The organism is Rhodococcus sp. NPDC003348, from assembly GCF_053589375.1.
On record NZ_JBSFRT010000041.1, the window covers coordinates 25,648 to 46,261 of the forward strand.

22 protein-coding genes and 1 pseudogene are annotated in these 20,614 nt (G+C 70.2%); 15 read left to right on the top strand and 8 right to left on the bottom strand.

Going from position 1 to position 20,614, the window contains the following annotated elements; all coding sequences use genetic code 11:
- Nucleotides 1-53: 53 nt before the first annotated feature.
- The 3 genes from ACWDU4_RS22525 to ACWDU4_RS22535 all read right to left on the bottom strand — a co-directional run bounded on the left by ACWDU4_RS22525 (nucleotide 54) and on the right by ACWDU4_RS22535 (nucleotide 3,244).
- Nucleotides 54-1,223 carry a M20 family metallopeptidase gene (locus tag ACWDU4_RS22525; protein WP_450116155.1) on the bottom strand — a complete coding sequence of 390 codons (1,170 nt, stop codon included), beginning with the start codon at nucleotides 1,221-1,223 and terminating at the stop codon, nucleotides 54-56.
- Nucleotides 1,220-2,428 carry a M20 family metallopeptidase gene (locus ACWDU4_RS22530; RefSeq protein ID WP_450116156.1) on the bottom strand — a complete coding sequence of 403 codons (1,209 nt, stop codon included), beginning with the start codon at nucleotides 2,426-2,428 and terminating at the stop codon, nucleotides 1,220-1,222. Before ACWDU4_RS22530 ends, ACWDU4_RS22525 begins: the two co-directional genes overlap by 4 nt.
- 111 nt (nucleotides 2,429-2,539) lie before the next feature.
- Nucleotides 2,540-3,244, bottom strand: coding sequence for an enoyl-CoA hydratase/isomerase family protein (locus ACWDU4_RS22535; protein WP_450116157.1), 705 nt, complete (start codon nucleotides 3,242-3,244; stop codon nucleotides 2,540-2,542).
- Nucleotides 3,245-3,297: 53 nt separating this feature from the next.
- Between ACWDU4_RS22535 and ACWDU4_RS22540 the strand changes: the two genes are divergently transcribed.
- Together ACWDU4_RS22540 and ACWDU4_RS22545 are read left to right on the top strand one after the other, a co-directional pair.
- A complete protein-coding gene (locus ACWDU4_RS22540; protein ID WP_450116158.1) occupies nucleotides 3,298-4,083 on the top strand; it encodes a purine-nucleoside phosphorylase in 786 nt (261 codons plus the stop codon).
- The gene (locus ACWDU4_RS22545) at nucleotides 4,080-5,693 is read left to right on the top strand and encodes a phospho-sugar mutase (protein WP_450116159.1); all 1,614 of its coding nucleotides are present in this window, start codon (nucleotides 4,080-4,082) and stop codon (nucleotides 5,691-5,693) included. Before ACWDU4_RS22540 ends, ACWDU4_RS22545 begins: the two co-directional genes overlap by 4 nt.
- A 59-nt stretch (nucleotides 5,694-5,752) precedes the next feature.
- Here ACWDU4_RS22545 and upp read toward each other — a convergent pair whose 3' ends face one another.
- Nucleotides 5,753-6,382: a uracil phosphoribosyltransferase gene (upp, locus tag ACWDU4_RS22550; RefSeq protein ID WP_450116160.1), complete on the bottom strand. Its 630-nt coding sequence runs from the start codon at nucleotides 6,380-6,382 to the stop codon at nucleotides 5,753-5,755.
- Nucleotides 6,383-6,520: 138 nt separating this feature from the next.
- Between upp and ACWDU4_RS22555 the strand changes: the two genes are divergently transcribed.
- Nucleotides 6,521-6,844, top strand: coding sequence for a type VII secretion target (locus tag ACWDU4_RS22555; protein ID WP_450116161.1), 324 nt, complete (start codon nucleotides 6,521-6,523; stop codon nucleotides 6,842-6,844).
- 127 nt (nucleotides 6,845-6,971) lie between these two features.
- Here the strand turns inward: ACWDU4_RS22555 and ACWDU4_RS22560 are convergent, their stop codons facing one another.
- Nucleotides 6,972-7,253, bottom strand: a complete 282-nt coding sequence (locus ACWDU4_RS22560) for a hypothetical protein (RefSeq protein ID WP_450116162.1) — start codon at nucleotides 7,251-7,253, stop codon at nucleotides 6,972-6,974.
- A 174-nt stretch (nucleotides 7,254-7,427) separates the two neighbouring features.
- Between ACWDU4_RS22560 and ACWDU4_RS22565 the strand changes: the two are divergent.
- The 4 genes and pseudogenes from ACWDU4_RS22565 to ACWDU4_RS22580 form a co-directional block, all read left to right on the top strand.
- Nucleotides 7,428-8,027 (top strand): annotated as a pseudogene (locus ACWDU4_RS22565) (C40 family peptidase); the annotation flags it as partial.
- Nucleotides 8,024-8,509 (top strand): hypothetical protein, encoded by a 486-nt coding sequence (locus tag ACWDU4_RS22570; RefSeq protein ID WP_450116163.1) that lies wholly within the window; start codon nucleotides 8,024-8,026, stop codon nucleotides 8,507-8,509. The pseudogene ACWDU4_RS22565 and the gene ACWDU4_RS22570, both read left to right, overlap by 4 nt.
- A gap of 49 nt (nucleotides 8,510-8,558) precedes the next feature.
- Nucleotides 8,559-8,858, top strand: coding sequence for a YbaB/EbfC family DNA-binding protein (locus tag ACWDU4_RS22575; RefSeq protein ID WP_450116164.1), 300 nt, complete (start codon nucleotides 8,559-8,561; stop codon nucleotides 8,856-8,858).
- A gap of 10 nt (nucleotides 8,859-8,868) precedes the next feature.
- Nucleotides 8,869-10,125: a primosomal protein gene (locus tag ACWDU4_RS22580; RefSeq protein ID WP_450116165.1), complete on the top strand. Its 1,257-nt coding sequence runs from the start codon at nucleotides 8,869-8,871 to the stop codon at nucleotides 10,123-10,125.
- 39 nt (nucleotides 10,126-10,164) lie between these two features.
- Here ACWDU4_RS22580 and ACWDU4_RS22585 read toward each other — a convergent pair whose 3' ends face one another.
- The 3 genes from ACWDU4_RS22585 to ACWDU4_RS22595 all read right to left on the bottom strand — a co-directional run bounded on the left by ACWDU4_RS22585 (nucleotide 10,165) and on the right by ACWDU4_RS22595 (nucleotide 13,115).
- Entirely contained in the window at nucleotides 10,165-11,298 is a 1,134-nt protein-coding gene (locus tag ACWDU4_RS22585; protein WP_450116166.1) for an adenosine deaminase, read from the bottom strand.
- Between the two features lie 9 nt (nucleotides 11,299-11,307).
- On the bottom strand, nucleotides 11,308-12,594 hold the full coding sequence (locus ACWDU4_RS22590) for a thymidine phosphorylase (RefSeq protein ID WP_450116167.1): 1,287 nt from the start codon (nucleotides 12,592-12,594) through the stop codon (nucleotides 11,308-11,310).
- 101 nt (nucleotides 12,595-12,695) lie between these two features.
- Complete coding sequence (locus tag ACWDU4_RS22595; protein WP_450116168.1) at nucleotides 12,696-13,115, bottom strand: cytidine deaminase; 420 nt, start codon at nucleotides 13,113-13,115, stop codon at nucleotides 12,696-12,698.
- Nucleotides 13,116-13,383: 268 nt separating this feature from the next.
- Here ACWDU4_RS22595 and sdhC point away from each other — a divergent pair, with 268 nt between their 5' ends.
- The 8 genes from sdhC to ACWDU4_RS22635 all read left to right on the top strand — a co-directional run bounded on the left by sdhC (nucleotide 13,384) and on the right by ACWDU4_RS22635 (nucleotide 20,609).
- Nucleotides 13,384-13,788 (top strand): succinate dehydrogenase, cytochrome b556 subunit, encoded by a 405-nt coding sequence (gene sdhC / locus ACWDU4_RS22600; RefSeq protein WP_450116169.1) that lies wholly within the window; start codon nucleotides 13,384-13,386, stop codon nucleotides 13,786-13,788.
- A 1-nt stretch (nucleotide 13,789) separates the two neighbouring features.
- Nucleotides 13,790-14,233, top strand: a complete 444-nt coding sequence (locus ACWDU4_RS22605; RefSeq protein WP_450116170.1) for a succinate dehydrogenase hydrophobic membrane anchor subunit — start codon at nucleotides 13,790-13,792, stop codon at nucleotides 14,231-14,233.
- Between the two features lie 5 nt (nucleotides 14,234-14,238).
- Nucleotides 14,239-15,990 carry a succinate dehydrogenase flavoprotein subunit gene (sdhA, locus tag ACWDU4_RS22610; protein ID WP_450116171.1) on the top strand — a complete coding sequence of 584 codons (1,752 nt, stop codon included), beginning with the start codon at nucleotides 14,239-14,241 and terminating at the stop codon, nucleotides 15,988-15,990.
- Entirely contained in the window at nucleotides 15,990-16,763 is a 774-nt protein-coding gene (locus ACWDU4_RS22615; RefSeq protein WP_450116172.1) for a succinate dehydrogenase iron-sulfur subunit, read from the top strand. The genes sdhA and ACWDU4_RS22615 overlap by 1 nt, the downstream gene beginning before the upstream one ends.
- 202 nt (nucleotides 16,764-16,965) lie before the next feature.
- Nucleotides 16,966-17,385, top strand: a complete 420-nt coding sequence (locus ACWDU4_RS22620; RefSeq protein ID WP_450116173.1) for a helix-turn-helix domain-containing protein — start codon at nucleotides 16,966-16,968, stop codon at nucleotides 17,383-17,385.
- A 4-nt stretch (nucleotides 17,386-17,389) separates the two neighbouring features.
- Nucleotides 17,390-19,111, top strand: coding sequence for a hypothetical protein (locus ACWDU4_RS22625; RefSeq protein ID WP_450116174.1), 1,722 nt, complete (start codon nucleotides 17,390-17,392; stop codon nucleotides 19,109-19,111).
- 77 nt (nucleotides 19,112-19,188) lie between these two features.
- The gene (locus ACWDU4_RS22630) at nucleotides 19,189-19,626 is read left to right on the top strand and encodes an ImmA/IrrE family metallo-endopeptidase (RefSeq protein ID WP_450116187.1); all 438 of its coding nucleotides are present in this window, start codon (nucleotides 19,189-19,191) and stop codon (nucleotides 19,624-19,626) included.
- Complete coding sequence (locus ACWDU4_RS22635) at nucleotides 19,623-20,609, top strand: hypothetical protein (RefSeq protein WP_450116175.1); 987 nt, start codon at nucleotides 19,623-19,625, stop codon at nucleotides 20,607-20,609. The genes ACWDU4_RS22630 and ACWDU4_RS22635 overlap by 4 nt, the downstream gene beginning before the upstream one ends.
- The last annotated feature ends 5 nt before the right edge of the window (nucleotides 20,610-20,614 follow it).

The following is a 20,614-nucleotide window of genomic DNA, read 5'->3' on the forward strand; positions in this document are numbered from 1 at the left end:
CCCCGGCACGCCGGGCTACGGCCGCTGGGACCCGCCCCGGGGCCGCGGCGCCGTCACGGCACCGTGGGCTCGCCGGACACGGCGAGATTCGCCATCACCCGCACGCCCACCGAGAGGGCCCGCTCGTCGAGGTCGAAGGTCGGCTGGTGGATGTCGAGCTGCTCACCGATGCCGGACCACACCCCGAGCCGGGCCATCGCGCCCGGCACCTCCTCGAGGTACCAGGAGAAGTCCTCGCCGCCGCCGGACTGCGGCGTGTCCGACAGGGCGTCGGGGCCAAGTTGTGAGATCGCGTGCTCGAACATCCGGGTGGAGACCTCGTCGTTGACGACGGGCGGGACGCCCCGGCGGTAGTTCAGCTCGTACCGAACCCCGGTCGGCGCGAGCAGGCCGTGCACGATCTCCCGGACCAGCGGCTCGAGCAGCGCCCAGGTGTCGTGGTCGCCGGTGCGGACGGTGCCGACCAGCCGCCCCGTCTGCGGGATGGCGTTCGGTGCCTGCCCGGCGCTGACCGCACCCCACACCATCACCGTGCTGGTCCGCGGGTCGATCCTCCGGCTGAGCATGCCGGGCAGCCCGGTGATGACCGTGCCGAGCGCGTACACCAGGTCGGTGGTCAGGTGCGGGCGCGAGGTGTGACCGCCGGGTGAGTCGAGCAGGAGCTCGACGGTGTCGGCGGCCGAGGTGATGGCCCCGAGCCGCACCCCCACGCGACCCGCCGCCAGTCGCGGATCACAGTGCAGCGCAAAGATTCTCGACACATCCTTCATCCCACCGCTCGCGACGACGTCGAGTGCGCCGCCCGGCATCACCTCCTCCGCGGGCTGGAACACCAGCCGCACCCCGTACGGCAGCGGCTCCGGCGACTGCGCGAGCGCGAGACCCGCCCCGAGCAGGATCGTCGTGTGCGCGTCGTGCCCGCACGCGTGGGAGATGCCGGGAACGGTGGACGCGTACGGCGCGCCGGTGTCCTCCTGCAGCGGCAACGCATCCATGTCCGCCCGCAGCGCCACCCGCGGGCCGTCCGGACCGATGTCACAGGTCAGCCCGGTTCCGCCGGGCAGGATCTTCGGCTCGAGGCCGGCCGCGGCCAGCTTGCGCGCCACGAACTCGGTGGTGGCGAACTCCTGGCGGGCGAGTTCGGGGTGGGCGTGGATGTGCCTGCGCCAGGCCGACAACTCGGCGGTGTGCGTCTCGACCCAGTGATCGATCCAGCTGCTCACGACCGGGCCCCCTTCTCCGACGCGGAGCGCCGGCCGGCCAGGCCCGTCCGCTTCTCGACCCCGGCCAGCAACCGGTCCCTCTGCACCGGATCGGCCGCAGCCGCGACGGCGGTACCCGCCAGCGCGCGGGCACCGTCGAGCACCGCGCGGTCGGCGGAGGCCGTCACGCAGGCCGCCGCGAACTCCGGCTGGTGCGTCACCGCGCCGCCGGACTCGATCCCGATCACCGGGTGGATCCCCGGAATCACATGTGTCACGTTTCCCATGTCGGTGCTGCCCAGCGGGCGCGATCCTTCCCGGTCGGGGGGCAGCGGACTGCGTCCCATCGTCTCGATCAGTTCCCGGTACGCCCCGACCAACCAGGGGTCCGGCCGAAGCTCCGCGTAATTCGGTGACACCGTGCGGATGTCGTGAGTGCAGCCGGCGGCGAGCGCCCCGGCCTCGAAGCATGCGAAGGCCCGCTCGGTGAGCTCGGCGAGCGACTGCGACGTGCGGGCGCGCAGGTAGTACAGCATCTCGGTGCGGGCGGGCACGATGTTCGGCGCCGCGCCGCCGTCGCTGACTATCCCGTGCATCTGCTGACCGGGTTCGAGATGCTGCCGCAGCAGACCCAGACCGACCTGCGCAACCGTCGCGGCATCGGCGGCGTTGCGACCGTGCTGCGGCGCGGCCGACGCGTGCGCCTCCCGCCCGCTGAAGGTGACCGCGACGTCCGCCATCGCCAGCGAACTCGCACCGGCGATGTCCTCGGGACCCGGATGCACCATCAGCGCCGCCGCGAGGTCGTCGAACGCGCCGCGTTCGAGCATGAGGACCTTGCCGCCACCACTCTCCTCGGCCGGTGTGCCGATCACCCGGACCGTGATGCCGAGGCGGTCCGCGACCGGCGCGAGCGCGATCCCCGCGCCGACAGCGGCAGCGGCGATGATGTTGTGCCCGCACGCATGACCGATCTCGGGCAGCGCGTCGTACTCGGCGAGGATCCCCACCACCAGATCGCCGCTGCCGTACTCGGCGCACAGCGCCGTCGGAAGGTCGGCGTACGGTGTGGTGACCTCGAACCCGTACCGGGACAGCAGTTCCGAGGTCTTCGCGGCACTACGGTGCTCGGCGAAGGCGAGTTCCGGCTCCGCATGGATGGAATGGGACAGCGCGATCAGATCCGCCTGCGCGCCGGCGAGCGCGTCGTCCACTTCCGAGGTCACACCATCCAGTGTCTCACCCCGCCGCGGCGGCGCTCATCCACGCCGCGGCAAGACTCGTCCGACGCGGCACCCGCCCATGTACTGGCGGGTGCCGCGGTGTCGGTCGACGAGTCAGTTCTGACCGAACGGCAGGTTGCCCGCGTCGGTCTTCGTCGCCAGCGCGGCGAGGATCGACGCGTGGATGTCCGCCTTGATCCGACCGAGGTTGGCACCGCGCACGTTCGCGGTCGCGCCGGCGCGGGCGACCGCGGCCGCGAGCACCCCGTCGCCCTCGACGATCTCGTTGACGATCCCGGCGGCGAGCGCGTCCGGGCCGGCGTAGCGACGGCTGGTGGTCATCGCCTCGACCGCGGTCGGGCGCGGCAGCTGCGTCGTCATGAGCGCGTTCATCCCGATCGTGAACGGCATGTTGAGGTTGGCCTCGGGCAGGCACCAGAACCCGCGGTCGGCGCGCATCACCCGCTGGTCGCAGGAGGCGGCGAGCATCGCACCGGCACCGAACGCGTGGCCGCCGATCGCGGCGACGGTGGTCATCGGGAGGGTCAGCAGTCGGGTGAAGATCGTGTGGACCCGGTCCAGGTAGCCGTGGATCTTGTCGAGGTTGCCGAACAGCCAGTCGGTGTCGAGGCCGTTGGTGAAGAACTTCCCGTCCGCGGTCACGACCAGCGCGGCCGGACCCTCGACCGATTCGACCTGGTCGAGCGCGGCGTGGAACCGGTCGATCCAGTCCGGGTGGAAACGGTTCTCACTGTCCGTCACACCCTCGTCGCCGAGGTGGAGGATGTGGACGTCGCCGTTGCGCTCGAGATAAGGCATGCCCGGATACTACCTGCGGGTAACTTCCGCTGTCGCCAGTACTGTGTGCCTTCATGGGAACCCTCGAGCAGCAGGCCGCGCAGGTTCTGGCCGAGCGCACCGGCGTCGCGAAGCACGACGTCGCGATCGTCCTCGGCTCCGGCTGGCGGGCCGCCGCCGACGCGTTCGGCACGCCCGCGGCGACGGTGCCGATGACCGACCTCCCCGGTTTCGCGGCCCCGTCGGCATCCGGGCACGCGGGTACCGCACTGTCGGTGTCCGTCGACGACGCCCGGGTCCTGATACTGCTCGGCCGCACCCACGCCTACGAGGGCCACGACCTCGCGCAGGTGGTGCACCCGGTGCGGACCGCCGTCGCCGCCGGCGCCCGCACGGTGGTCCTGACCAACGCCGCAGGCGGCATCCGGGAGGGCATGCGCGTCGGGCAACCCGTCCTGATCAGCGACCACCTCAACCTCACGGCCCGTTCCCCGCTCGTCGGCGCCCAGTTCGTCGACCTGACCGACGCCTACTCCCCACGGCTGCGGGACCTGGCCCGGTCGATCGACCCGGGTCTCGAGGAGGGCGTGTACGCGGGGCTGCCCGGCCCGCACTACGAGACGCCCGCCGAGATCCGGATGCTGCGGACCCTCGGCGCCGATCTGGTGGGCATGTCCACCGTGCACGAGACCATCGCGGCCCGCGCGGCAGGCGCGGAGGTCCTCGGCATCTCCCTGGTCACCAACCTCGCGGCGGGCATCACCGGCGAACCCCTCGACCACGCGGAGGTGCTCGCGGCGGGTGCGGCCGCGGCCGGACACATCGGCGGCCTGCTGCGGAAGCTGGTGTCGTCGCTGTGACCGACGACCTGCGCGGCCGGGTCGAGCGGTGGCTCGCCGAGGACCCCGACCCCGACGCGCGGGCCGAGCTCGCCGCGCTGCCGGAGGGCGAACTGGCGGAACGCTTCTCCGCCCCGCTGACCTTCGGCACCGCCGGGTTGCGCGGGCCGGTGCGGGCCGGACCCAACGGGATGAACGTCGCCGTCGTCACCCGCACCACCGCCGGGATCGCGGCGTGGCTGCAGGCGAAGTGTCTGGGCGGCTCGACGGTCGTGGTCGGGCGCGACGGGCGCCACGGCAGTGCAGTGTTCGCCACCACGGCAGCGGAAGTGCTTGCCGGCGCAGGTTTCTCGGTGGTGTTGCTGCCGGGGCCGACACCGACCCCGGTGGTCGCATACGCGGTGCGGAAGCTGGGCGCGCAGCTCGGCGTGCAGATCACCGCCTCGCACAACCCCGCCGCCGACAACGGCTACAAGGTGTATCTCGACGGCGGCGCGCAGCTGATCTCGCCGTCCGACCGGGAGATCGAGGACGCGATCGCCGCGGTCGGCCCGGCCGTCGCGGTGCCCCGCTCCCCCGTCCGTCCCGCCGAGGACACCCCACTGATGCGGGATTACCTCGCCCGCATCGCAACACTGACCCGATCCACCGAGCGAGACCTGCGCATCGCTCTGACGCCCCTGCACGGTGTCGGCGGCAAACTCGCCGTCGAGGCGCTGCAGGCGGCGGGATTCGCAGAGATCCACACGGTCGCGAGCCAGTACGCCCCGGACCCGGACTTCCCGACCGTCGCGTTCCCGAACCCGGAGGAGCCGGGGGCGACCGACGCGCTGCTGGAACTGGCCGCGCGGGTCGACGCCGATCTGGCGATCGCGCTCGATCCGGACGCCGACCGCTGCGCGGTGGGCGTCCCATCGGCGGACGGCTGGCGGATGCTCACCGGCGACGAGACCGGCGCGCTGCTCGGCGACCACCTGCTCTCGCGGCAACCGGAGGGCACGGATCCGCTCGTCGCGACCACCATCGTCTCTTCGCAGTTGCTCGGCCGGATCGCCGCGGCACGCGGAGCCCGGTTCGCCCGGACGCTGACCGGGTTCAAGTGGCTGGTCCGGGCGGGCAGTGGGCTGGTGTACGCGTACGAGGAGGCGATCGGGCACTGCGTGGACCCGGATGCGGTCCGGGACAAGGACGGGATCTCGGCCGCCGTCGTCGTCGCCGACCTCGCGGCGGGCCTGAAGGCGCGGGGGCGGACCCTTCTCGACGTTCTCGACGACCTGGCGGTCGAGTTCGGGGTGCACGCGACGGCGCAGGTGTCACTGCGTTTCGAGCACCTCGACCGGATCGCCGACGCGATGGCGGGGCTGCGCGCGGCCGTGCCCACCGAACTGGCCGGCCTGCCCGTCACGGCCGAGGACCTGCTGGACCGGCGCGGGCAGGCTCGCACCGACGCGGTGATCCTCACCGGCGAGCGGGTGCGGGTTGTGGTGCGTCCGTCGGGAACCGAGCCGAAGCTCAAGTGCTACCTGGAGGCGTTCGAGCCGGTCACGAGCCGCGCCGACCTGCCCCGCGCCCGCGCCGCCGCCGACGAGACGCTTCGCGCGTGTGAGCGGTTCTCGACCCGGCTGGGGTGAAGCTCACTCCCGGCGGCGCGGCCGCGCCCAGATGTTGCCGGGCCCAGATGTTGCCGGGCCTAGATGTTGCGGGGCCCGAACTGCCGGTCGCCTGCGTCGCCGAGGCCGGGGACGATGTACGCGTCCTCGTTCAGTCCCTCGTCGATGCTCGCGGTGACCAGACGCACAGGCAGGCCCGAGTCGGCGAGCGCGGCGACGCCCTGCGGTGCGGCGACCACGCAGACGGCGGTGATGTCGGTGGCGCCGCGCTCGACGAGAAGTTCGAGGGTTCGCACCATCGACCCGCCGGTGGCGAGCATCGGGTCGAGGACGTAGACGGGGATCCCGGCCAGGTCGGCGGGGAGCGATTCCAGGTACGGCACCGGCTGGTGCGTCTGTTCGTCCCGCGCCATCCCGACGAATCCGACCTGGGACTGCGGGATGGTCAGACTGGCCTGCTCGACCATGCCGAGCCCGGCGCGCAGCACCGGCACCAGCAGCGGCGGCGCGGCCAACCGGACGCCGCGCGCGGGCGAGACGGGCGTGGCGATCTCGAATTCCTCGATCTCGGCGTCGCGGATCGCCTCGTAGATCAGCATCTGCGTCAGTTCGCGCAGTGCCGCGCGGAACGCCGGATTGCTGCTGTGTTCGTCGCGCATCGTGGTCAATCGTGCGGCTGCCAACGGGTGATCGACCACGTGCGTATCCATGGGCCTCAGGATATGCAGCGGAGGTCGGGCACGCGAAACCGGCGGGAACCGGATGGTGCACCTCTGCGTCCAATCTCGTGACGGTTCGGCTGAGACCGACCGGGCGCAGGGATCGAACGAAACGGGGGGAATCGGGCTATGACCGAGTTTTCAGCGGTGACCGACGGGATCCGCGCATACGGCGCGACGGCCACGGTGATGGCGGCCGGTGTGCGCCAGGCCGCGGCGGGGGCGGCCACGGTCGGGCCGGGTCTGTTGACGCCGGTGTTCGGGCTGATCGGCGGCGACTTCCTGGCCGCGTTCGCGACGGCACACGGCTCGCACACCGCCGCGCTCGGCGCGCTCGCGGACACCCTCGACAGCATGGGCGCGGCCGCGCACGCGACGGCCACCGCCTACGACGACGCAGACCGGTCGGTGGCGGGCGGGCTCGCCGACACGGGCTCCGGACTGGAGGTGTGAGAATGATCGCCGTCGATCTGCTGACCCGTCCCCTGACCGACCTGCTCGACACGTTCGGCACCGGCGTGCTGCCGCCCGACGGACCGCCGGAGGCGCTGGCGATCGCCTCTGCGGCGCTCGACTCCGCCTATGCCGTCGGCAAGCTCGGGCTCGCCGAGCTCGGCGGCGCCTGGTCGGGAGCGGCCGCCGACGCCGCGGCCGCCAAGGGGCAGCAGGTCCAGGTCCAGCAGGTGCAACTCTCGGAGCGGGGAACGGAGATCGCCGCCGTGTTGACGTCGGCGTCCGGCGACGTCGGCGCGGGCATGGCCGAACTCCAGGCGATCGTCGGCTCGTTCGTCTCGACCGCCGTCGCGGCCGGTCCCGCCCTGACCACGCCCGCCGGGCAGATCATGATCGTCGCGTCCGCCATCGACCACCTGTCGCGCGGCCTGGCCGTGGTCGCCCGGGTCCGTGGCCAACTCGACGTGCACACCGCCGCGATGACGGAGCTGACCGCTCCCGCCCCGGCGGTGGCGCAGGCAGACACCGGTGCCGTGCAGGCGACGTCCGCCCGTCGGCGGCCGGCCGGGAGGTCCCGCTGTCGGGCCTGCAGCAGCGGGGCGACGCGTTCAGTGGCTTCGCACGCGGCTTCACCGATTCGGCGTCCTTCCAGCCCGCGTCGAACTACTCGGGGTTCTCGGGAGCGATGTCTCCGATCTCACGTTCGGGCGGCGTACCGGCCCCGTCCCCCGGCAGGCCCGCTCCCGCGATCCGCGGTGGGAGCAGTTCGGACCTGTTCGGCTCGAGTGGCGGCGTCGAGGTGTTCCTGCCGGACGGCAGCAGCGCGATGGCACCGAACAAGGAGGCCGCCGACGCGGTGCGCAACGCCCTCAGCCAGCAGGGTGTGCCGTACTCGTGGGGCGGGACGACGCCCGGGCAGGGCCTGGACTGCTCCGGACTGACCCAGTGGGCGTACGGCGAGGCGGGCGTGGACATTCCCCGCCTCGCGCAGGAGCAGAACGTGGGCTGCCAGGTGGATCCGTCCGACCTTCGACCGGGTGATCTCGCCGTCTGGGACGGCCATGTGGCGATGGTGATCGGCAACGGCCAGATGGTCGAAGCAGGCGACCCCGTCCAGGTCAGCGCGGTCCGCACCGACAACATCGGTATGAGCTTCCACGGCTTCTACCGGCCCACCGCATGAACACACCGTTCGACGCCCCCGACGCCCGGTTCGGCCCCGGCATCCCGGTTGCCGCGGCGCTCGGCGCGACCGCTACCCCGACCCCGGCCTCGGCCTCGGCCCCGGCCCCGGCCCCGATGGCCATACCGGGCCCCGAGCCGGAGCCGGTGCAACTCCCGGAGGACGCCGCAGTCGCCACGACGAGCAACCGTGCGGGCACCGTCACCGTCACCGCGACCGATCGCGGTCAACCGCTCGACGTGCGGGTCGACCCGCGGGAACTGCGCTACAGCGGAGCCGGGCTGGCGGCGGCGATCCTGGAGATGTGCCGGGCGTCGGCGGCGGAGGCCGGGGCCCGCCGCCGCGAGGACCTGGCTGCCGCGGGCGTCCCGGAGGACGTCCTCGACCAGCTCGGATTGCCCACCCGCGACGATCTCGCCGACGCGCAGGCGCGACGGGAGGCGGACGAGGCCACCCCGGCGACGTGGATGAGGCCGGTGTGAGCGAAGCGAACAGGGTCGTTGGTATGAGCGGAACGAACGGGTGGTTGCTGTGAGCGGGGCGATGGATGCGGTCGTCGCTCGCGCGGGCGCCGGGCTCCAATCACTCGAGGACGCGCTGCATCAGCTGTCGTCGGCGCGGGCTCGCGTCAGCCACGGTTCCGGGTTGGTGAGTGTGGAGGTGGACCAGCACGGCGGCATGTGTGGGCTGTGGCTGCCCGAATCGCTGGACGGGGTCGACGCCCGTGACCTGGGGCGCGCGATTGTCGAGACGGCGGGTCGGGCCGCCGGACTGGTCGCGCAGCGGCGGGAGGCGATCCTGGCATCGCTTGCACGTGCGCTGACCGATTAGGCTTCGCGCCATGGCTGGAGACATCGTCCCGATCCAACTCGGTCTGACCGACGGCGACCTCGTCACTCTGTGGGCTCCGCGGTGGCGTGAGGGGGACGACGAGTGGGAGGCGTTCCTCGGCCACGGTGACGATCTGTACGGGTTCGCCTCCGCCGCCGAGCTGGCGGCGTTCGTGCGCGCGAACTCCGAGCACGACCTGATCGAGCACCCGTCCTGGCGGATCGTCGCGGCACTGTCGGCGGCGGAGTTCGAACCCGACGAGTCGCATGTCTTCGATCTCGTCGGCGTCCTGGAACTCGTCGCGGGCGACCCGGACGCGGACACGCTCGGCGAACTCGAGGACACCTTCGAGATCACGCGCTCGATCGGCGAGGTCTGCGAACTGGACGCCGTCACCCGCTATTTCAGCGCGCACCCGGTCCTCGGGTCCGTCGGGGCCGGACCGAGCGCCTTCTTCGGGCGTGAGGGGGCGGAACGGTGGGATCAGGTCGGTGCCGCCGTCGCGGCCGGCTGGGATCGGGTGATCGACGCGATCGACGCGATCGTCCAGTCACCGGCGGTCGATGCGGCCGCGGTCGAGGAGGCCGAGGCCGAAATCGTTGCGGCCGAGGAGAACGTCGTCGACGCCGACGATCTCGCCGAGGAGGGTGACGACGAGGGCGACGACATCGAGTACGTGACGCTCGGCGACACCGACGAGACCGATGGCGAGGAGGAGGAGACGTTCTGGACGTCGGTCGGGATCGACCCCGTCAAGATCATCACGTCCTCGGCGACGTATTTCACGTTGCGCTGCTATCTCGACGACGAACCGGTCTTCCTCGGCCGGGGCGGCAAGATCCTGGTCTTCACGTCCGAGCGCGCACTGGCCCGCTACCTGGCCGACCACAACGACCACGCCCTCGCCCACGTCAGCACGTATTCCGACGTGGCGGCGGCCGCGGTGGACGGTTCGCTCGAGATCGAGGTCACCGACGAGAACGTGTACGTCCTGCCGGGTCTGGCCGACGACCTGGCCGAAGGGCCGCGGGCGGTGGACGCCGACCAGCTCGATCTGGCGGTGGAACTGTTCACCGACGCGGCGGCGTTCGCCGACGACGACTCCACCGAGCAGGCGCTGGCGCCGTCCACGCCGCTCGGCTGGTACGTCTCCTACACGCTCAACCCCGACCCGACGCGCCTGGCGCCGAGTGCCCCGTTCACCGCGGAGTCGCAGTCCTGGCGCGAGCTCGAGCAGGAGTTCGAGTCCCGGCTGCGGGTGGAGTGACGACGGGGACCCCAGTCCGCGAGGCCCCCGTTCACGACGTCACTGCCCGCGCAGCCGCGCGTACCCCGGTTTGACCACGTCCTCGATCAGCGCCAGCCGCTCCGGGAACGGGATGAACGCGGACTTGAGCGCGTTGATGGTGAACCGCTCGAGGTCGTTCCAGTCGTAGTCGAAGGTCTCGGCGAGCTTGATCATCTCTCGGCTCATCGTGGTCGCGCTCATCAGCCGGTTGTCGGTGTTGACGGTGACCCGGAAGCGGAGCCGGGCGAGCAGGTCGAAGGGGTGCCGTTCCAGGCTGGGGACGGCGCCTGTCTGCACATTCGAGCTCGGGCACAGCTCCAGCGGAATCCGCTTGTCCCGCACGTAGTTGGCGAGTCGGCCGAGGCGGGCGTCCCCGTCGTCGTCGACGGCGATGTCGTCGGTGATCCGCACGCCGTGCCCGAGCCGGTCGGCGCCGCAGAAGGCGATCGCCTCGTGGATCGACGGCAGTCCGAACGCCTCGCCTGCGTGAATCGTGAAGTGTGCGTTGTTCGCCCGCATGTGTTCGAAGGCGTCGAGGTGCCGGCTCGGTGGGTGCCCGGCCTCGGCGCCTGCGATGTCGAACCCGACGACTCCGCGCTCCCGGAAGCGGACGGCCAGGTCCGCGATCTCCCGGGAGCGTGCGGCATGCCGCATCGCGGTGAGCAGGCAGCCGACCCGGATCTCGTGTCCGGCGTCCCGCGCCTGCGCCGTCCCGTCCTCGAACCCGAGCAGGGTGTGGTGCACCACCTCGTCGAGGGTCAGGCCCCGCTCGAGGTGCTGTTCGGGCGCGAACCGGACCTCCGCGTACACGACGCCGTCCGCGGCGAGGTCGGCGACGCATTCGCGCGCGACCCGCTGCAGACCCTCGGGGGTCTGCATCACCGCGACGGTGTGGGCGAACGTCTCCAGATACTGCTCCAGTGAGCCGCTGCTCGCCGCCGAGGAGAACCAGTCCGCGAGGGTGTCGGCGTCGTCGGCGGGCAACCCGTCGTAGCCGCAGTGGTGGGCGAGTTCGAGCACGGTGACCGGCCGGAGTCCGCCGTCGAGATGGTCGTGCAGCAGTGCCTTCGGCGCGGTGCGCACCGTGTCGAGGTCGAGAGGGGCCGGGCCGGGGCCGGTCGGGGTGATGTTCCAGCTCGGTGGCGTGCTCATATCCCGAAACTAGACCCGGACCAGGCCGATGCGGTCGATCACGAGCGGCTCGTCGGGTGGCGTGTCGCCGATGTCCCAGGCTCCGTCGAGGGCGGCGCGGGCGTGTTCGAACCGGTGCGGGGTGTCGGTGTGCAAGGTCAGCAGCGGTGCGCCGGCGACGACGGTGTCGCCCGGACGGGCGTGCCACTGCACGCCGGCGCCGGGCTGGACTGCCTGTCCCTGTCGTTCACGGCCCGCGCCGAGCCGCCACGCGGCGACGCCGACGGCCATCGCGTCGAGCCGGGTGAGCGCTCCGGAGCTGTTTGCGTACAACACTTCTCGCTCCCTCGCGACAGGCAGCGGTGCCGCCGGGTCCCCGCCCTGCGCACGCACCATCGCCCGCCACCGGTCCATCGCCCGCCCGTCCCGCAGGACGTCGGCCGGATCGACGGTGTCCAGCCCGGCCGCCGCGAGCATCTCCCGCGCCAGGGTGACGGTCAGCTCCACCACGTCCGCCGGTCCCCCGCCGGCGAGCACCTCGACCGCCTCCGCGACCTCGAGGGCGTTGCCCGCGGTGTATCCGAGCGGGGTGTCCATCGCCGTCAGCAGCGCGACCGTGTGCACCCCGGCGTCGTGACCGAGTTCGACCATCGCCGTGGCCAATTCGCGCGCCTGCGGAACCGATTTCATGAAGGCACCGGAGCCGACCTTCACATCGAGGACGAGCGACTGTGAGCCCTCCGCGATCTTCTTGCTCATGATCGAACTGGCGATCAGCGGGATGGACTCGACGGTGCCGGTGACGTCGCGCAGTGCGTACAGCTTGCGGTCCGCCGGGGCGAGATCCGCACTCGCCGCGCACACCACCGCGCCGACCCGTGGGTCCGCGAGCGTCCGCAGGATCTCGTCCGCGTCCAGATCCGCGCGCCATCCGCGGATCGCCTCGAGCTTGTCGAGAGTGCCTCCGGTGTGGCCGAGCCCGCGCCCGGACAGCTGCGGGACCGCGGCTCCGCAGGCGGCCACCAGCGGCGCGAGCGGCAGGGTGATCTTGTCCCCCACCCCGCCCGTCGAGTGCTTGTCCACGGTGGGCCGCGGCAGCGACGTCAGGTCCATCCGACGGCCGGACGCGATCATCGCGCGAGTCCAGGCCGCGGTCTCGCGGCGACCCAGGCCGCGGAAGACGATCGCCATCGCGAGCGCGGACATCTGCTCGTCGGCGACGTCGCCGCGGGTGTAGGCGTCGACGACCCACTCGATCTGTGCGTCGGCGAGCTCGCGCCCGTCCCGCTTGGCGGTGATGACGGAGACTGCGTCCACACTCCCCGAGGCTGCGCCCGAGGCGACGTCAAAACCCCCCGAGGCTGCGCCCGAGGCGACGTCAAAACCCCCCGAGGCTGCGCCCGAGCTGACGTGCGCGCTCATCGGGTCCCGTCCTCGCCGGTGTGCACCCGCGCCAGGTCATCAGGCCCGAAGGGCGCAGGCAGAAGCGTCGACAGTGGCACCGGACCCACCCCGGTGTCGACCAGCAGTCCCCCGCCGCCATGCTCGTGCAGCAGCTGCCTGCAGCGCCCGCACGGCGTCAGTACCTGGGAATTCGCATCACGGCAGCTGAACGCGACCAGGCGCCCGCCTCCGGTGGCGTGCAAGTTACCGACGAGTCCACATTCGGCGCACAGACTCAGCCCGTATGAGACATTTTCCACATTGCATCCGACGACAATTCGGCCATCGTCGACCAGCGCGGCCGCACCCACCGGATAGTGCGAATACGGCGCATATGCCCCCTCGCGGACACGATCTGCGTTGTCGCGCAACAGTTTCCAATCGATTTCGACCACAATTCCCCATCCTCGCACGAGCGGGGCACCACCGCAGCGCGCCGCGCCGACCCACGCTGACCATTGGAAAGGCAAACCTAAGTAGCGTTCCCTGGTCTCGTACGAACCGCCCGTCGAATTAGTTCCCACTTCCGGGGAGGATTACAGTGCAGTGAGTCGGTTCAGGTTCTCGTCGCGCCATAGGCTGAAAACTGCAGGGTGGTCCCCGAAAACAGCCGAAATCCCCGGTGCGACGCGTCCACCAAAGACGTTGGAGGCACAGCACTCGATGAGTAGCACGACTGAAGCCGCTCCGGCACAGGAGCGCACGCGGTCGCTATACCGGGGCGACCCCGGAATGTGGTCTTGGGTTCTACACCGGATCACCGGCGTCGCGACCTTTTTCTTTCTCTTCGTTCACGTTCTCGACACCGCGCTCGTGCGGGTCAACGCGGACACCTACGACCGGGTCATCGAGACCTACAAGAACCCCATCGTGGGGCTCCTGGAGCTCGGACTGGTCGCGATGGTCCTCTACCACGCACTCAACGGTATCCGCGTGATGCTCGTGGACTTCTGGTCGAAGGGCCCCCAGTACCAGCGCGTCATGCTCTGGGTCATCCTCGCGATCTGGTTCGTCGTGATGATTCCGGGCGCCGGACGCATCTTCTACAACATGTTTGCGGGGCACTGACATGAGCGAAGCCAAGACTCTGGGCAAGTCGTACGACCGCCCGGCCAGCCTGGACGCCCCGCGCTCGCCGCGCCGTCAGGCCAAGAACAACTTCGAGCTCTACGCCTGGTTGTTCATGCGCCTGTCCGGCCTCGCACTGGTCATCCTGGTGCTCGGCCACATGTTCATCATGCTGATGATGGATGACGGCGTGCACCGCATCAACTTCGCGTTCGTCGCCGGCCGCTGGTCCAGCCCGTTCTGGCAGATCTGGGACCTCGCGATGCTCTGGCTCGCGATGCTGCACGGCGGCAACGGTCTGCGCACCGTGATCGCGGACTACTCGCGCAAGGATTCCACGCGCTTCTGGCTGAACACGATCCTCGCTGTCGCGGTGATCCTGATCATCCTGACCGGCACGTACGTCATCTTCACCTTCGACCCGACCTTCGTCCCGGGGAGCTAATCTTCATGCTGGAACATCGTTACGACGTGGTCATCGTCGGCGCCGGCGGCGCCGGCATGCGCGCAGCCATCGAATCTGGCCCGCGCACCCGCACCGCGGTCCTGACCAAGCTCTACCCCACCCGCTCCCACACCGGTGCGGCGCAGGGCGGCATGTGCGCCGCGCTGGCGAACGTGGAGGAAGACAACTGGGAGTGGCACACCTTCGACACCGTCAAGGGTGGCGACTACCTCGCCGACCAGGACGCTGTCGAGATCATGGCCAAGGAGGCCATCGACGCGGTGCTCGACCTGGAGAAGATGGGTCTGCCGTTCAACCGCACACCCGAGGGCAAGATCGACCAGCGTCGTTTCGGTGGCCACACCCGCGACCACGGCAAGGCCCCGGTCCGCCGGGCCTGTTACGCCGCGGACCGCACCGGTCACATGATCCTGCAGACGCTGTACCAGAACTGCGTCAAGCACGACGTCGAGTTCTTCAACGAGTTCTACGCCCTCGACATCGCGCTCACCGAGACCGAGGAAGGCCCGGTCGCGACCGGCGTCATCGCCTACGAGCTGGCCACCGGCGAGATCCACGTCTTCCACGCGAAGTCGATCGTCTTCGCGACCGGCGGTTCGGGCCGCATGTACAAGACGACGTCCAACGCGCACACCCTCACCGGTGACGGCATGGGCATCATCTTCCGCAAGGGCCTGCCGCTCGAGGACATGGAATTCCACCAGTTCCATCCGACAGGCCTCGCCGGCCTGGGCATCCTCATCTCGGAGGCCGTCCGAGGCGAGGGCGGCATCCTCCGCAACGCCGACGGCGAGCGCTTCATGGAGCGCTACGCCCCCACCATCAAGGACCTCGCGCCGCGCGACATCGTCGCCCGCTCGATGGTGCTCGAGGTGCTCGAGGGTCGCGGTGCCGGTCCGAACAAGGACTACGTCTACATCGACGTCACGCACCTCGGCGAGGACGTGCTCGAGGAGAAGCTCCCCGACATCACCGAGTTCGCCCGCACCTACCTGGGTGTCGACCCGGTCACCGAGCTGGTGCCGGTCTACCCGACCTGCCACTACGTGATGGGCGGCATCCCCACCAAGATCAACGGTGAGGTGCTGCGCAACAACGAGGACCACGTTCCCGGCCTGTACGCCGCCGGTGAGTGCGCGTGCGTCTCGGTGCACGGTGCGAACCGCCTCGGCACCAACTCGCTGCTCGACATCAACGTGTTCGGCCGTCGCGCCGGCATCGCCGCCGCCGAGCACGCGCTGGCCACCGAGTTCGTGCCGCTGCCGGACGAGCCCGCGAAGATGGTCGAGGAATGGCTCGCGGTCATCCTCTCCGAGCACGGTCACGAGCGCGTCGCGGACATCCGCACCGAGCTGCAGCAGTCCATGGACAACAACGCGTCCGTGTTCCGCACCGAGGACACCCTCACGCAGGCGCTCAAGGACATCAAGGCGCTCAAGGAGCGGTACAACCACATCACCGTGCAGGACAAGGGCAAGCGCTACAACAGCGACCTGCTCGAGGCCGTCGAACTCGGCTTCCTGCTCGAGATGGCGGAGGTCACCGTCGTCGGCGCACTGAACCGCAAGGAGTCGCGTGGCGGCCACGCCCGCGAGGACTACCCGGACCGTAACGACGCCGAGTACATGCAGCACACCATGGCGTACAAGGTCGGCAAGGACCTCATCTCCGACATCCGTCTGGACTACAAGCCGGTTGTCCAGACCCGCTACGAGCCGATGGAGCGTAAGTACTGATGTCCGCACCAGTTCTCGACAAGGACGCGACCGCGCTGCCGCCCGTGCCCGAGGGAGCCGTCATGGTCACCCTCAAGATCGCCCGGTTCAACCCGGAGGACGGCAAGGGTCAGCACTGGGACTCCTTCCAGGTTCCGTGCCTGCCGACCGACCGCCTGCTGAACCTGCTGCTGTACGTGAAGGGCTACCTCGACGGAACGCTGACGTTCCGCCGCTCCTGCGCACACGGCGTCTGCGGCTCGGACGCGATGCGGATCAACGGTGTCAACCGGCTGGCCTGCAAGGTGCTGATGCGCGACATGCTGCCCAAGGACGGCAAGTCGCTCACCATCACGATCGAGCCGATCAAGGGCCTGCCGGTCGAGAAGGACCTGCTCGTCGACATGGAGCCGTTCTTCGACGCGTTCCGTGCCGTCAAGCCGTTCCTGATGACCTCGGGCAACGAGCCGACCCGCGAGCGGATCCAGTCGCAGGCCGACCGCGCCCGGTTCGACGACACCACCAAGTGCATCCTGTGCGCCTGCTGCACCACCTCGTGCCCGGTGTACTGGAGCGACGGCAGCTACTTCGGCCCGGCCGCGATCGTGAACGCGCACCGCTTCATCTTCGACAGCCGTGACGAGGGAGCCGCCGAGCGGCTCGACATCCTCAACGACAAGGAAGGCGTGTGGCGTTGCCGCACGACCTTCAACTGCACCGACGCGTGCCCCCGCGGCATTCAGGTGACGAAGGCGATCCAGGAAGTCAAGCGCGCCCTGCTCTTCTCGCGCTAGATCGCCGAGCACGACATCAGCTAAAGGCGCGGACCCGACAGGGTCCGCGCCTTTAGCTGCCTGTCGCCAGGTCAAACGTTAATTCCATATTTCCAGCCACGAACCCATGTAACGTCCGCTACCAATCCGTTACCATGTGCTCGCAGACTGCGCGAGACCCCAATTCAGGGGTCGACACACGAAGGGATCGGGACCTACGGCAATGGAGTCAGACTTCGCATCTCGGTTGAACAAACTGTTCGACACGGTACATCCACCCGGCCGCAAGCCACACACGAACACCGAGGTTGCCGAGGCCCTCAATTCGGCCGGCCATCGCATCTCCAAGCCGTACATCTCCCAACTGAGGAACGGCCAGCGCACCAACCCGTCGCCGGAAACCGTTGCCGCTCTTGCCCAGTTCTTCAAGGTCAAGTCCGACTACTTCTTCGACGACATCTACGCCGCTCGCATCGACCACGACCTGGAGCTGCTCTCCCAGCTGCGCGGCTACGGCCTTCGTCGACTGTCGGCGCGCGCGTTCGACCTGTCCAGCGAGTCACAGGAACTGCTCACCGCAATGGCCGAAAAGCTGCGGCGCAGCGAGGGATTGCCGGCTACCCCACCGGACTCCACCGAGTAGCGGGGTGCGCACCACCACCCCACGAGTAAGGCGCTGGCGGGTCCTGACCGCCAGCGCCTTGCTGGGTTCGCTCCTGATCCTGCCGGGTCTCGCCTCTGCGGCGAACGGCGATGGCAGGTCCGACCCCACGCCCTCCGCACAGGAACGTGGCCAGGGCAATGGCAACGGCGGCCAGGGCAACGGCAACGGCAACGGCAACCAGGGCAACGGCAACCAGGGCAACGGCAACGGCGGCCAGGGCAACGGCAACGGCGGCGGCTGGTGCGACCACGACGGAGGCAACGGACCCGGCGGCAACTGCGGCAACGGCAACGGCGGCGGCTGGTGCGACCACCACCGGCACGGAAACCATTGCGGTGGGCCCACACCCACCACGACGGCCGCCCCTCCGACCACCACCAGGGTCCAGCCCACAACCACTGCTGAACCGACGACGACCGTGGAACCCACGACCACCACCGTCGAACCCACCACGACAACGGTCGAGCCCACCACCACGACCACCAGCGTGGAACCCACCACGACCACCACCGTCGAACCCACCACGACAACGGTCGAGCCCACCACCACGACCACCAGCGTGGAACCCACCACGACCACCACCGTCGAACCCACCACGACAACGGTCGAGCCCACCACGACCACCAGCGTGGAACCCACCACGACCACCACCGTCGAACCCACCACGACAACGGTCGAGCCCACCACGACCACCGTCGAGCCCACCACCACGACCACCAGCGTGGAACCCACCACGACCACCACCGTCGAACCCACCACGACAACGGTCGAGCCCACCACGACCACCGTCGAGCCCACCACCACGACCACCAGCGTGGAACCCACCACGACCACCACCGTCGAACCCACCACGACGACCGTCGACCCCACGACCACCGTCGAGCCCACCACCACGACCGTGGAACCCACCACCACGACGGTCGAGCCCACCACCACGACCGTCGACTCCACGACCACCACGGTCGACCAGACGACCACCACCGTGGAACCCACCACGACCACCACCGTGGAACCCACCACCACCACGGTCGACCCCACCACGACCACCGTCGAACCCACCACGACCACCGTCGAACCCACCACCACCACGATCGACCCCACCACCACGACCGTCGAACCCACGACGACCACCGTCGAGCCCACGACCTCGCTGGCCGCGGCGACCACGACCTCGAGCGCTGTTGCGGTCCCCGGGGTCGGACCTTCGGGTGACGGGGACGGCACGGGTGGCGGCGATGCCGATCAGCGGGTGCCGCCACCGGCCGCGGAGTCGAACGAGCAGCCCGCCTCACTCGCGGATGCACCCGAGGCGGCACCTGCCGCGGACGCACCGTCGAACCCGGCTGCACAGGCTGATCCTGCGGACGGGCCCGCGGCGGACGCTCTTTCGCAGGCAGCGGACGAGCGGGCGCGGGCGGCAGCCGTGGCTCCCGGGCACGAAACGTTGATCGCGAACGCGGCGCCGCAGGCACCGCACCGCGATGCGAGCCCGGTCGCCGCGCATCCTGCGGCGGGTTCACCCAACCCGAATGTCGCGCTGGCGTCGGAGTCCCGGCCGGGCGGCGACATCGGTGCCGCCACGGCCGGCGTCACGGCGGTGCTGTTCGCGGCTGGCGCGACCGGGTTCATGAGCTTCCGCAGCGCCCGCGCCGCGCGAACCCGATTGAACCTCGCGCGCGCCGAGTTCCTGGAGCCACTGCGGTGACGGCTCCGAGGGATCCCGGCTCGCGGCCGGTCCGCAATCACCGTCGTGTCCTGGCCGCGGTGGACGCGGTGCTCGACATGGCCGCGCAGACCCACGCGGTCACCATCGAGGACATCGTCCAGTCGCTGGCCGACACCCGCCGGCGTCCGATTGAGATCGCGTTCGAGGACCTCGGGCCGGGGGTGTGGGGGCAACGCCGTGAGTTCCCGGATCATGACCGGATCGTGCTCGCGCGTAGCCTTCCCAGTGTGACCAGGACCCTCGCCCACGAGATCGGGCACATCGTCTTCCGACATCCGGGCGCCGCGATCGCCGAGACGACGCTCGCGGCCGACGACGATCTGATCGCGTACATGCTCAGTCAGCGGTCCGCCGGGTCCGCGGACCTCACGCACGAGGCGTTGCACGAGTGGGAGGCGGAGGCGTTCGCCGTCCGTCTCCTCCAGCGCCTCGGCCAGTTCGAACGTGACGAGAACTGGCGGCCTCTGCTGTGCTTCGACGAGGCTCTCGGGTGATCACCTGGGCTGTCGCCCTACTGTGCTCCACCGCGGTGGGAGCACGGATCGGGCGTCTGACGGTGCGCCCTCCGTCGTTGGCCCGGGTGGCCATCGCGCTGGCAGCGATCTCGCTGACCGTGGCGGCGACCGTGCGTACCAGCACGGTGTCGGAGGTGCTCGACGGATACGGCGACCATGTCGCCGCCACGGTGTTCGAGCTGTGCCTGATCGCGTTCGGGACGACGACGGCGCTGATCGCCGCGGCGTCGACGACGGTTCTCAGCGCCCGTCCGCAGTGGCAGCTGGTCACCGTTTCCGCGGTCGCCACGGCGGTGGTCACCGGCCTCGAACTCTCGGCTGCGGAGCACAGCCCGGTCACGTCGGTGTACCTGGTGGTGACCGCCCTGTTCGCGACCGCCGTCGCGATCCGGTACGCGCGGTGGAATCCGCTGGGACGGGCCATCGGGCTGTACTGCGCGGGTCTGGTCGTGATCGCGGCAGGTTGCGCGGTCGACCTGTTCACCGACGCGCGAAGCCATTTCTCACCCTCGTCCGGCCTGTGGTCGCTGGCGGTGATCCTCGTCAGCGCAGGATGTTCGTCGGTGATGATCGAGGCGTGGGGTCGGGCGCAGCTGGACCTGCGTCGCACTCGCGGCCTCTGGACGGCGCTGACCTCGGCGCACCCCGAACTGCTCGACAGCGACTACCGGTCGGTGACCTCGACGCTCACGGCCGGCGACCGGATCTCGCAGATCCTCGACGGACTGTATCTGCACGACGGCGGTGGTCTGCTCGGCCCGGGTTGGTCGCCGCCGCCCGCCGATCCGGCGGAGCAGGCCGACGCGGTCGCGCAGTGGTTGCATCGCACGGCCGTCGAGATCGAGCCGATCGACCCGGGCTGGCTCGGCACCCCGGACGGGCTCACCGATCGGCAGTGGATTCTGGCGGTGAGCGCGGCATACGATCGACCCCGGCGGCGGGCAGACGCGACCGTCGCCTGACAGCA